The sequence below is a fragment of the Cecembia sp. genome (genome assembly GCF_007126775.1).
In the GTDB taxonomy this organism is placed as follows: Bacteria; Bacteroidota; Bacteroidia; order Cytophagales; family Cyclobacteriaceae; genus Cecembia.
Genome location: NZ_SLAP01000200.1, coordinates 1 through 12,658 on the forward strand (window position 1 = coordinate 1; position 12,658 = coordinate 12,658).

Below are 12,658 nucleotides of genomic sequence, written 5' to 3' on the forward strand. Positions count from 1 at the left end.
CTACCATTGACAGACTACAGTAACCGTCACCCTGAGTGAAGCGAAGGGTCTCCTATCATATGGGAGATGCTTCGACTCCGCAAGCTCCGCTCAGCATGACGTTTCAATAACTGTCATTACCTTTCTGTAAATGTCAAATTTTAAAAACTAGCATTGACAGATTGAAGAAAACATCATTCTGCGTGAAGCTAAAGCCTGCCCCGTAGCAATACGGGGAATCTCCTCTATTTTTGGGGCCCCTTCCTTCGTTAGGGTGATGCGTCATACAATGTGCCATTGGTAACAGCGAAGTATATAAATCAAACATTTCACTTAGAATCCTCGTGTCTATAAGGTAAGCTACATTCATTTTTATTTAAAACCTTATTTTATGAAAGCATCGGATTTATTTGTCAAGGCCTTAGAAAACGAAGGCGTGGAATACATTTTTGCTGTCCCCGGAGAAGAGAACTTAGATTTGCTCCAATCGATCAAAAACTCAAAAATCCGTCTGATAATTACGCGTCACGAACAAGGAGCCGGTTTTATGGCAGCAACCTATGGAAGACTTACCGGAAAACCTGGTGTTTGCCTAGCCACTCTTGGCCCTGGAGCCACAAATTTGGTCACGCCGGCAGCTTACGCCCAACTCGGAGGAATGCCCATGTTCATGATCACCGGGCAGAAACCCATCAAGAAAAGTAAGCAGGCACGCTTTCAAATCATTGATGTGGTAGACATGATGCGTCCCATCACCAAATACACCAAGCAGATTGTAAACTCCAACAATATGTCTGCTCAAATTCGGGAAGCTTTCCGCTTGGCCATTGAGGAAAAACCGGGAGCTGTTCACCTGGAACTACCTGAGGATATCGCGCAGGAGGATTGTGAAAACCGAATCTACGATCCTGTAGGACATATCATACCCAAGCCGGACGAAACAGCCATCGAAAAGGCGGTAGATATGATCCATGCAGCCAAAAATCCCTTATTATTAATCGGTGCCGGAGCAAACAGAAAAATCACCTGTGATGCGCTTAAGGATTTTGTAGACCAAACAGGTATTTATTTTTTCAATACCCAAATGGGAAAAGGGGTAATCGACGAGAGGCACCAGCAATACCTGGGCACAGCTGCCCTGTCCAGTAATGATTTCTTACATGTAGGAATCGATGCAGCGGATCTGATTATTAATGTTGGGCATGACGTCATAGAAAAACCACCTTTTTTCATGGAAAATGGTGGCAAGAAAGTAATCCATGTCAATTTTTCCCCTGCTGAAGTGGATCAGGTATATTTTCCCCAACTGAACGTGGTGGGAGACATTAGTAGTTCCATCAGGCAATTGACAGGACAGGTGAAAAAACAAATACATTGGAACTTTGATTTTTACGAAAAAATAAAGAAAGAGGTGCAGGGGCATTTGGGAAAATATTTCGAAGACACACGTTTTCCAATGCTACCGCAAAGACTTGTAAATTTACTCCGCAACAAACTGACTTCCGAAGACATCATCACCCTGGACAATGGTATTTACAAACTCTGGTTTGCCAGAAACTATATCTGCCATAAACCCAATACCTTGTTGCTCGACAATGCTTTGGCCAGTATGGGAGCAGGATTACCATCTGCCATGATGGTCAATATGCTTTATCCTGACAGAAAAGTGGTGGCAGTCTGTGGAGATGGGGGCTTTATGATGAATTCTCAGGAAATGGAAACTGCCGTAAGGTTGGGATTGGACCTTACGGTAATCATTCTGAATGACCATGCTTATGGAATGATCAAATGGAAACAGGAGGATATGGGATTTGATGATTTTGGACTGGATTACAACAATCCTGATTTTGTGCAATATGCGCAAAGTTATGGTGCCAAAGGCTACCGACCTGAATCAGACCAGGATTTTCAGAATATTCTTGATGAATGCCTAGCTTCAAAAGGGGTAAAATTGGTCGATCTTTCTGTAGATTATTCCCTGAATCATCCCATTTTAAATGTTATGTTAAAAGAGAAAGCAGAAAAATTATGAGTAAAAGTAAAACATTGAAAATATTTTCCCCTTATGATCAAAGTCTGATCAAAGAGATCCCCATGGTGGGAGAGACAGAAGTGGAAAATACCCTTCAAAAAGCATATGCCCTATTTTTAGACCGAAGCCAATGGATTCCTGCATATAAAAGGATAGCTATTCTAGAAAAAGTGCAGGCCTTGATGAAAGACCAGATAGAAGAACTGACGAAAATAGCTGCTGAAGAAGGTGGTAAACCCTATGCAGACTCCAAAGTGGAGGTCATAAGGGCCATCAATGGAGTTAAAATAGCCGCTGAAGAAATTGGCAGATTGACAGGGGAACAGATCCCCATGGGATTGACACAGGCTTCTATCAACAGAATAGCATTTACCATGAGGGAACCCATTGGTGTTGTGGCTTCTATTTCGGCTTTTAACCATCCCTTGAACCTGATTGTACACCAGACTGTCACGGCTTTTGCGGCTGGTTGCCCGGTAATCGTCAAACCAGCATCCACTACTCCGCTTTCTTGTTTGGCTTTTATCAAAATACTGAAAGAAGCAGGTGTACCCCGAGATTGGGTCCAGTCTATCATTACAGGCAATGAAGCTGCAGAAAAGCTTGTCACAGACCCAAGGGTCAATTACTTGTCTTTTATAGGTTCAGCAAAAATTGGCTGGTACCTAAAATCAAAATTAGCACCTGGGACCCGCTGTGCCTTGGAGCATGGAGGAGCAGCTCCAGTAATTGTAGAACCGGATGCCAAGATGGATGAAATGCTCCCTGCCTTGGTGAAGGGTGGATTTTACCATGCCGGTCAGGTTTGCGTCTCTGTGCAAAAGGTATTTGTGCATGAAAGCATTGCAGGAAAAGTAGCTGCTGAAATGGCCGAAATGGCCAAAAAACTGGTAGTTGGAGATCCTTTAGACGAAAATACAGAGGTGGGACCCTTGATTTTACCCAAAGAAGTGGACAGGATTGAAGAATGGGTAAAGGAGGCCAAAGAAAAGGGCGGAGAGATTTTATGCGGTGGCCATAGACTGTCCGATTCCTGCTTTGCTCCTACGGTAATTTATAACCCCCCACAGGATGTGCAGGTTTCCAAAGAAGAAATCTTCGGGCCTGTGGTTTGTGTTTATCCTTACCAAGTGAGGGATGAAGCCATCAAATTGGCCAATGCACTCAACTATCATTTTCAGGCTGCAGTATTTACCAAGGATTTGGATATTGCCTTGGATACAGTCCAGAAACTCAATGCCACTGCCGTCATGGTCAATGACCATACTGCCTTCAGGGTCGACTGGATGCCTTTCGGTGGGCGTGATGCTTCCGGAGAAGGTTTAGGTGGTATCCCCTACTCCATGCATGAGATGACAAGGGAGAAGTTAATGGTGGTGAAAAGTCGGTTTTTGTAAAGGGGGATGGAGAAAGGCAGATTTCGAAAAGGGAACCATTTTGAGCTAAGGCATTAAGGACTTCATTAAAAATGATAATATCCTTTGAGTTTTTTGGAACCTCGAATGTTATTCAAGTTTTGATTAAATCTTTTCCCGCTGCGTCCGTGGCGTGAAAACTGTTTTGTATGATGCGAGAAATATTCCTCGGTTCACGCAACAATCACGATTGCTGCCTATTAAAACCACATTCACACAGAGAAAACATAGCATTTTCCTTAATGAACTCCTAAACTTTCTTAACTGCTTAATGGTGAAACCCGAAATGCTTATCCCTTGCTTCTTCCCTCTAAAAAAGAATCCTGCCTGAACAACTCAAAACAGACAATAGATCCGATCTTTTTTTCTATTTTAAAAGCATGAAAAGACACGGATGGTTGCTCCTATGCATAGGAGTGATTTTTGGATTTACTCTAGCAAATACTGCTGGGAAAATCACCCGAAAAAAGGTAAAAGCTGCACAGGACCTTTTTGGAATCAGTTTCGACAACAAGGCCATAGATACCATGCTTGAATACCTTAGCCGCAATCGACAAGGCTACGAAAGCATGCACGACTTTCCTTTGGAGAATGATGTCAGTCCTGCTCTGATTTTTGACCCCATCCCTGTGGACTATCCAATTACTCAAAATGAAGGCTTGAATGACTGGAAAGTCAATGAAACAGCAGTAATGCCTGATAACATGGATGAACTCGCTTTTTACCCCATTTTGGACCTGGCAGGTTTAATCAAAACTGGTAAAATAAGCGCTACTGAACTGACCAGCCATTACCTTGAACGCATCAAATTATTCGATGATCAACTCCTGTCTTTTGTAACAGTAACCGAAGCCCTTGCTTTGGCACAAGCCAAACGTGCAGATGAAGAGTTGGCCCAAGGTATCTATCGTGGGCCACTGCATGGGATCCCATATGGGGTCAAAGACCTGGCCGCTCTTCCCGGTTATCCCACCACCTGGGGGGCAGCCCCTTATAAGAATCAGGTGATTGACCAAACGGCCAACGTGGTACGCAAACTGGAAGAGGCAGGAGCTGTTTTGCTCGGAAAAACAGTGTCCGGTACCCTGGCCAGAGGCGATGTTTGGTTTGGTGGTAAAACCAAAAACCCTTGGGATCTGGAACAAGGGGCTACCGGTTCTTCCGCAGGCTCTGGTTCCGCCACTGCTGCCGGATTGGTTGCCTTTTCCATAGGTACAGAAACCTTAGGCTCCATCATCTCCCCTTCGACACGGACGGGCAGCACAGGGCTTCGGCCTACCTATGGAGCGGTCAGCAAACATGGATTTATGGTCCTTTCATGGAGCATGGACAAGGTAGGGCCGATTTGCCGGTCAGCAGAAGACTGTGCCCTTGTTTTTGATTATATACGCGGACAAGATCCGTCGGACAAAACCACCAAAGAGGCCAATTTCAGACCCGCAGCCTTTTCAAATATCGCTCAACTTAAAGTGGGTATTTTTCAGGACCTTTTTGACAGGGACAGTTCAGCCACTGGCCAAAATAACCGAAGAACTTTGACTGAACTGGCTGAAATGGGTATTCAGCCCATACCCATGACCTTACCGGACAGCTTTCCCTTTGCAGCTTTTGATATCATTCTTAGGGCAGAATCAGGGGCGTTTTTTGATGAATTAATCCGCTCTGGGGGAGTAGACCAATTGGTGGAGCAGCATGAGGGGTCAAGGGCCAACTCCCTGCGACAGGCCAGGTTTATTCCCGCAGTGGAATATATTCAAGCCAATAGACACCGAAGCAAGCTCATCTTAAGCTTTCATGAATCGATCAAAGATTATGACATCATCCTCTCCCCCACTTATGGAGGCAGGCAAATGCTAATTACTAACCTCACCGGCCACCCTGCCCTGAGTCTGCCAAACGGGTTTGATGATAAAAACAGGCCTACCAGCATCACACTTATCGCGAATTATTTTGCTGAAGACAAACTGATAGCACTTGCCAAAGCCTATCAGACGCAACACCGTTATCATGGCCTTATTCCTAAGCCCTTGAAGTAAACATTGGATAAAATACCGGTAAAGTTTTTAGATGAAACACATCCTTCCCATCATAGTCATTGCCCAGTTTTTGAGTACCTCCTTATGGTTTGCCGGCAATGCCGTGTTGCTCGACATGGCAGCTGACTTGAACTTGGCGCCCGAATACCTTGGTCATCTTACCAGTGCGGTGCAGTTGGGATTCATTGCCGGCACCTTGGTTTTTGCGGTATTGACCATTGCAGACAAATTTTCTCCTTCCAAAGTGTTCCTAATCAGTGCAGTGATAGCTGCCTGCTTCAACCTTGGGGTAAGTTTATCCGGTGTTTCAGGATTGCATATCCTCCTTTTGAGATTTGGTACTGGATTTTTCCTTGCAGGGATATATCCTGTAGGAATGAAAATCGCTGCTGATTATTTCCAAAAAGGATTAGGCAAATCCTTGGGTTTATTGGTGGGTGCTTTGGTTTTGGGTACTGCCTTTCCGCATTTGGTCCGGAGCATGACAAATGAACTTCCCTGGAGGTTTGTGATATACACGACTTCCATCTTAGCTGTAATCGGCGGTTTGGTGATCTTCCTTTTTGTTCCTAACGGTCCTTTCCGAAAGAAAAGTCAATCCCTTGATTTCACGGTGTTTTTCAAAGTTTTCAACATCAAACCATTTCGTGCCGCAGCTTTGGGTTATTTTGGCCACATGTGGGAGTTATATGCTTTTTGGGCTTTTGTTCCACTGATGATCCAATACTATGGACTGCGCCACCAATTTGATTTTGATATTCCCTTTATGGCTTTTTCAATCATCGGCATCGGAGGTCTCTCCTGCGCTATGGGAGGTTTCATGTCAGAAAAATTCCCTCCCAATAAGATTGCCAAATGGGCGCTGAGCATTTCGGGAGTCTGCTGTTTGCTTTCTCCATTCTTGATTATCCAGGGATCCATGCTGATTTTCCTTTTATTTTTGCTGCTCTGGGGTTTGGCTGTCACGGCTGATTCCCCCATGTTCTCCACCCTGGTAGCTCAAAACTCCCCAGAAAAAAACAGGGGTACCGCGCTGACCATCGTCAATTCTATTGGCTTTGGTATTTCTGTAATCAGCATTCAATTATTAAATTTTCTCAGCCCGCTTATTTCTACCGAATTCCTGTTTTTAATCCTTGGCATTGGGCCACTGATCGGGCTTTTTCATTTCAAAAAGGAAGTTTTTATATCCAATTAAAACCCAAATTTTCGCATATTTTAACAACAACTCCCTGGCCAAAAATGAAAAATGAACAATCGAAAGAAGAAATAGCAATGCTCAAATCCCTGCCAGAGTGGACAGAATAGGAACACAGCATCAAATATGGCATAGATGTTTATACCTTCGAGGGAAAAAATGTGATGGGCATGGCCAGTTCAGAAAAGATTCATTTTAAAAAACTTTTTATTCCAGATCAGCGTAAAATCACTATCTTTAGTTCTTATATTTTTACATCCTGATCCACATTATGAAAAATAATCCTCTCTTATTTTTTACTGCATTGATTATTTTTTCCTTTAGTGCATGTTTAGAAAATAATGAGGATGAACTAATTCTCTCCTGCGAACCAGAAACCGTACACTATGGTGGTTTTATTCTAAGGTTTTATGATGGCAACCCCAATCAATCCGGCAATCGCCGGCCAATCAGACAAGAAGTTAATTGTTGGTCCGATTTAGACCCCATTCAGATTTCAGCACAAGGCGCGGGAAATTGTGGGGAAGGTTATGAAACTTATTTTGAAAATCCTTTTTTGGGACCATCTATAGTCTTGGGCGAATACGATCCAGAAATCAATTATTTTAAAAAAGCCCTAGAAGTCAGGGCTATTTTTTCCTGTATGGATTTCAGTACCCGGGAATCCTTTTTCAATTTATTTAAGCCGGCCCAATATGGATTGGCAACTGATTTTGAAGATTTCGGGAATTTTGTTATCGAATATTTTGAAAACGGAATCAGCTATTCCAGTCTAGGCGTGGCCAATTCGATTTTTAATGTAACCCTTTCCGACATTGAACAAATATCTATAAACAATGCTGATTTTGTCGTTTCCACTGTAAGATTCAATGCTTTGTTGAAATCTGAAAACGGCCAATACCTGAAAGTAGAAAATGCAGAGGTCAGAGGCCGGTTTTTCAGGATGTCACCTTTTGGTGTTGAATGGGAGGAATGAGGATAGATTGCATTTTTTGTAAATTCAAAAAAATAAAATAAAATGTTGGAAAATATACAACTAAGCTCTCCATGTCAAAACCTATCCTTTTCCTATCATTATTTTTACTTTTATCGGCTTTTTCAAAGGTAAAAGCACAAAAAGGTTATGAGCCCGGCTATGTGGTTACCAAAAGTCTTGATACCCTTCGCGGTTTGGTCAAGGACCGAAAAGAAGCACCATTTGCCAAAATTTACAAAAAAATCCGCTTCAAGGATAGTGGACTTTTTATAAAAAAATATAGTCCTAAACAGCTAAAAGGCTATGTTCGAGGTGGAGACCAATTTGAAAGCCATTGGATGCTGATAAATACACGCTTCCTAAAAATCGAATACCTCAGCAGGGAAAACTTCGGAAAAGAACAGTTTTTCAAAGTTATTGAAAGTGGATATTTGACCCATTATCATTGGGAATGGTTAGACCAGGAATCTTCTATAGTAGAACGGATAGAACTCTTTAAAAGAAAGGATGAAGATTATTTTATCAGGGTTACCCAAGGGCTATTGGGACTAAGGATGAATGCTTTGGAAATCTATTTTAAGGACTGCCCGGAATTGCTTGAAAATATCAGGAACAAAGAACTTCGAAGGCCAAGAGAAATAGCAGTGTTCTATAATGAATGGTTGAAATAGGAAGAACCAAGAGGACCGAGCGTTAAGAAAAGTTCTGGTAGAGCTTTTTAGTGAGGGGCCAGAGTGCAGGGTAAGATAAAGGTAAAAGGGAAAGGGAAAAGGGAATCAGGAAAAGGAGTCTAGATTAATAGTTCAAAACATTGAACGTTGAACTTTTGAATCTCCTAAATCTAAATATCTACAGTAGGTTAATTGGTATTTCGAACACGGTTACGCACTATCCGTATGATCCTCTTCAACGAAAAGGACCTACTGGAACACCACGGGATATTCCAACAAGACTTTGGTATTAAGACAATAAAGGAGTGGTTCTCATAAGTTTCGCTCATAAAATCCGCCTTATTGCCCAATTGGAAGCTGAACCTGTCCGGAGCATCGGGATGAAGCAGATCTCGTAGATTTTCGCAAATTTAAATTCCACCTTCCAACATCAGAAATCCGACTTAATGAATCCCTTAACCCCTTAATGTTCCAAAAAGTATCCCGTCTACATTACAAATACTTAATTTCCTCCTTCTTACCTGTCTTGACCGCTTCGAAAATAGCATCAATGATCACCATATCCTTCCAACCTTCTTCTCCATCTACGGGTATTATGGCTTTTTTACCATCCAAAATCATTGCAGCCATTTGATCCATCTGGGTGGTCTGATGGGTCACATGAGGTAAATCCAACCTACCTTTATGCGTCCAAGAGCGGATCGGACCATAACCGGTGGAAGGCTGCATCTCTGCAAAACCTTTATCTCCATTCAAATAAAACTTGTCAAGGTAATTCATATTGTAAGTAGAAAGACAAGAAGCGATTGCCCCTGATGGAAACCCTAGTTGAAAAGTAATGGTCTCATCTACTCCTTCCCTAAATTTCACCGGATCGGTTTTGACCTCCTGTGCCGTCACCCAAATTGGCTCCTCTCCCACCATATACCGGGCACCGTTGATAGCATATATGCCAATGTCCATCATGGCACCTCCTCCAGCCAATTCCCTGTTCAACCTCCATTGGGTTGGGTCACCAATTTTAAAACCACTCAGGCCTTGAAAAAATCTGATTGGTCCTAATTCTCCTTCCCTTCTCATCCGGACTATTTCTAATGTATTGGCTTCAAAATGCATGCGATAACCTATCAAAAGATGTACGCCAGCCTTTTTACATGCTTCAATCATCTCCCTGCCTTCTTGGGCATTAATCGACATGGGCTTTTCACATATAACATGCTTTCCAGCAGCCGCAACCCTTAGTGTCTGCGGATGATGTAAAGCATTGGGGGTAATGATATATACCGCATCAATATCCGGATTATCCTTTATGCCATCAAAGTTTTCGTAATTGTAACAATTCTTATCAGGAATATTAAACCTGGCTTGCCAATCCTTGATTTTGGAAGGGGTACCACTGATAACTCCTGTCACCTTGGCTCTTTTACAATCTTTCATGGCATCGGCTACCCGATTGGCATAACTGCCAAGCCCCATAATGGCTACCTTTAATTCACTTTCATTGTGGTAGGCTGTCTCCGTCAAACCAAAAATCTTTGGGGAAATACCCGCAACTAGTGGGATACTGATGGCTGAAGCAGTAATTTTATGGATGAAATTTCTTCTTGATTGCATAGTGATTTTAGGTTTAAGGTTGACAGAATGAATTGGACTTATAATTTATATAAAATTCCAAATGAAAACAGCGAATAGCTTGGTTTTCTTCATTTAATGAAAAAATCAGCCTTTCATTTCATTTCTAAGCAGATTTTTCTTCATGCTAATTGCATTTCGCTTGCATTATTGAACGATGTTTATTTGATTTGCCATGTTTAAAATTAAAATATGGGAGTAGCCGAAAGAAAAATTAGGGAGAAAGAGCGCTTAAGGACCCTTATCCTTGATTCAGCACGTACGTTGTTTTTTAGGTACGGTTATGAAAAAACCTCCATCAGAAACATCGCTGACAATATTGAGTACAGTCCGGGTATCATCTATCATTATTTCAGGGATAAAAATGAAATATTCCATGCCCTTCACAATGAAGGTTTCATTAATCTGAAGGCTGAAATGGAGTCACCGGCAGCTATAGCCGACCCTATGGGAAGAATGAAAGCCATGGGTAAAAAATACATACAGTTTGCTTTGGACAATCCCATCGTCTATGAATTGATGTTTACTTTGGAAGCACCTGTCGAACACATGATTCAGGACAAGGCTCAAACATGGACTGGAGGAGATGCCATATTCGAGCTTTTAAAGAAATGCGTACGCGAATGCATCATGATGGGTTACTTCCGTGGTCAGACAGCTGAGGCAACCACCTATATGATACTGGCCACATTGCATGGTTTGGTTTCTCTAAAGATCAGCAAACGATCTAACCTGATCAACCTCAATGAGAAAGAAAATTTGATCATGAACAGCTTTATGGCTTTCTCATATATGCTTGATAGACAATAGTCTATGGTTTTTATTTTAAATTTTTTATTGAAATGAACAATAGCTGTATTGATCATGTTCTTTAATTGATGTTAAATAAAAAGTATCCCTTCTACATTTTTGGGACCGTTATTTTTATACTGATTATGGTCAATAAAGTCATTGAAAAAAAACCGTATCCTGAATTTGTATACAACCCGGAATTGATAACTATCAAGCCAGATTCTACTTGGAAAGGTACCCCATTAGATCAAAATGGAAGGTATACCAATCTTTATCAACCTTTTGAATCAGGTTTTGGGGACCTATTGAAATGGCAACTGAGTAAAAACCCTCAAAAAGAAGCAAAGAAATCAGAGCATCGAAGACTACAAGTTGCCTTTGACAGTCTTGTTTTTCACAAATCCGAAGATTACCTAATCTGGCTGGGACATGCCTCCTTTCTCATGCAGCTGAATGGTAAAGTCATACTGATTGACCCGCTTATCTTTGACAATGCCTTCCTCAAAAGAGAAAGCCCTATGCCTTTTCCAATAGAGCTACTTCCTGATTTAGATTATTTATTGATATCCCATAACCACAGGGACCATATGGATTCAAAATCCATCAAATACCTCCTTGAAAGAAATAAAAAAGTTAAAGTGCTCACTGGACTTGGGATAAGATCAATTCTTGACAATTGGGGCAATGGTCAGGAAATACAGGAAGCAGGATGGTTTCAGCAATACAATTTACAGGATTCTTCTCTGAGTATCACTTATGTTCCGAGTAGACATTGGTCCAGAAGAGGTTTGTTGGATGAAAACAAAAGTCTTTGGGGAGGTTTTTATATTCAGAATGGTGCATTTTCGGTCTATTTTATGGGAGATAGTGGACATGGCCCTCACTTTGAGGATATCAGCAATACCCTAGGCTCTCCGGATTATTGTTTGATGGGTGTAGGTGCTTTCAAACCGGAGTGGTTTATGTCCCAGGCCCATATCAGTCCTACAGATGCCATAAATGCTTTCAATATGATGCAGGGAAAGTATTTTATCCCCATGCACTATGGAACTTTTGATCTTTCCGATGAACCAAGAATGGAGCCATGGGATATTCTTTGGGAAAACAAAGAAAAAATTGACGGGGAATTGATCAGGCCTCTACTCGGAGCCAATTTATTGACTTTTGGGAAGTAAGTTTTATTAAAATATATCTTCAATAATTTGAATACAAGTTTATTTGATAGATAAAATTACTCCTCCAAAAAGTATGCAAAAATGAGGATTTCCTATGCCTTTATAGTATCCCATTTTGCTTTTCCCTTTCTCCTTATATCTTACATCTTCAGAAAGCCGATTTACCTCAGGATATCCCTTTCCTGCCATTTCTGTAAAACCCGCTAATAATGAGCTCTTTTACTTAATTTTTTTATATCTTGCCTTTAGCTACTTAAATGAACACAAATCTTTCCGACCTTTCCAATTTCTATGGACGAAATAGACGATTCCATGGTGGAAATCCTTTACAAAAACTCAGGCATGAGGCTTGATGAATGGATATCCATGATTCAAATTTTAAACCTTGACAATCAAGAAAAAATAATAAAATTCCTTATGGACCATGAGGGATTGACATATAGAACTGCGCGATTTATTGCTTTCAAGGTCCTGCTGAAACAAAAAAGTAAGAAAGCTTGATATTAAGTTTTATTTTTGAAAATGAATAAAGCCTTCCTGTTCCTTTTTTTTATATACTTCTTCTCTTGTAAACCCAAACAGGAAAAATTCCCAGCTTTCCCTGTTGTAGGTTATATTCAATTGGAAAATTCCATATTGGAAATTTCAGAAATAGGTAATGGCTTGCAGGTTCCCTGGGATATAAGCACCTCTATAGAAAATGAAATTTGGTTTACACAAGTTAATGGGTCTGTACATGTCTTGGATTTAAC

At 41.3% G+C, this 12,658-nt stretch carries 10 protein-coding genes; 9 read left to right on the plus strand and 1 reads right to left on the minus strand.

Annotated elements, in window-relative coordinates; genetic code table 11:
• Positions 1 to 370 precede the first annotated feature (370 nt).
• The 6 genes from QZT73_RS13495 to QZT73_RS13520 all read left to right on the plus strand — a co-directional run bounded on the left by QZT73_RS13495 (position 371) and on the right by QZT73_RS13520 (position 8,307).
• Positions 371 to 2,011, plus strand: coding sequence for an acetolactate synthase large subunit (locus QZT73_RS13495; protein WP_291781307.1), 1,641 nt, complete (start codon positions 371 to 373; stop codon positions 2,009 to 2,011).
• Complete coding sequence (locus QZT73_RS13500) at positions 2,008 to 3,408, plus strand: aldehyde dehydrogenase family protein (protein ID WP_291788642.1); 1,401 nt, start codon at positions 2,008 to 2,010, stop codon at positions 3,406 to 3,408. Before QZT73_RS13495 ends, QZT73_RS13500 begins: the two co-directional genes overlap by 4 nt.
• Before the next feature lie 398 nt (positions 3,409 to 3,806).
• The gene (locus tag QZT73_RS13505) at positions 3,807 to 5,462 is read left to right on the plus strand and encodes an amidase (RefSeq protein WP_291781312.1); all 1,656 of its coding nucleotides are present in this window, start codon (positions 3,807 to 3,809) and stop codon (positions 5,460 to 5,462) included.
• A gap of 31 nt (positions 5,463 to 5,493) precedes the next feature.
• Positions 5,494 to 6,660 carry an MFS transporter gene (locus QZT73_RS13510; RefSeq protein ID WP_291788645.1) on the plus strand — a complete coding sequence of 389 codons (1,167 nt, stop codon included), beginning with the start codon at positions 5,494 to 5,496 and terminating at the stop codon, positions 6,658 to 6,660.
• A 271-nt stretch (positions 6,661 to 6,931) separates the two neighbouring features.
• Positions 6,932 to 7,636 carry a hypothetical protein gene (locus QZT73_RS13515; RefSeq protein ID WP_291781318.1) on the plus strand — a complete coding sequence of 235 codons (705 nt, stop codon included), beginning with the start codon at positions 6,932 to 6,934 and terminating at the stop codon, positions 7,634 to 7,636.
• A 71-nt stretch (positions 7,637 to 7,707) separates the two neighbouring features.
• On the plus strand, positions 7,708 to 8,307 hold the full coding sequence (locus tag QZT73_RS13520) for a hypothetical protein (protein ID WP_291781320.1): 600 nt from the start codon (positions 7,708 to 7,710) through the stop codon (positions 8,305 to 8,307).
• A gap of 492 nt (positions 8,308 to 8,799) precedes the next feature.
• Here the strand turns inward: QZT73_RS13520 and QZT73_RS13525 are convergent, their stop codons facing one another.
• Entirely contained in the window at positions 8,800 to 9,921 is a 1,122-nt protein-coding gene (locus tag QZT73_RS13525) for a Gfo/Idh/MocA family oxidoreductase (protein WP_291788646.1), read from the minus strand.
• A gap of 210 nt (positions 9,922 to 10,131) precedes the next feature.
• Between QZT73_RS13525 and QZT73_RS13530 the strand changes: the two genes are divergently transcribed.
• The 3 genes from QZT73_RS13530 to QZT73_RS13540 all read left to right on the plus strand — a co-directional run.
• Positions 10,132 to 10,749 carry a TetR/AcrR family transcriptional regulator gene (locus QZT73_RS13530; protein WP_291781325.1) on the plus strand — a complete coding sequence of 206 codons (618 nt, stop codon included), beginning with the start codon at positions 10,132 to 10,134 and terminating at the stop codon, positions 10,747 to 10,749.
• A gap of 68 nt (positions 10,750 to 10,817) precedes the next feature.
• Entirely contained in the window at positions 10,818 to 11,906 is a 1,089-nt protein-coding gene (locus QZT73_RS13535; protein WP_291788649.1) for an MBL fold metallo-hydrolase, read from the plus strand.
• Between the two features lie 522 nt (positions 11,907 to 12,428).
• Positions 12,429 to 12,658, plus strand: a 230-nt coding sequence (locus QZT73_RS13540; RefSeq protein WP_291788651.1) for a hypothetical protein, incomplete at its 3' end; no start/stop codon positions are given.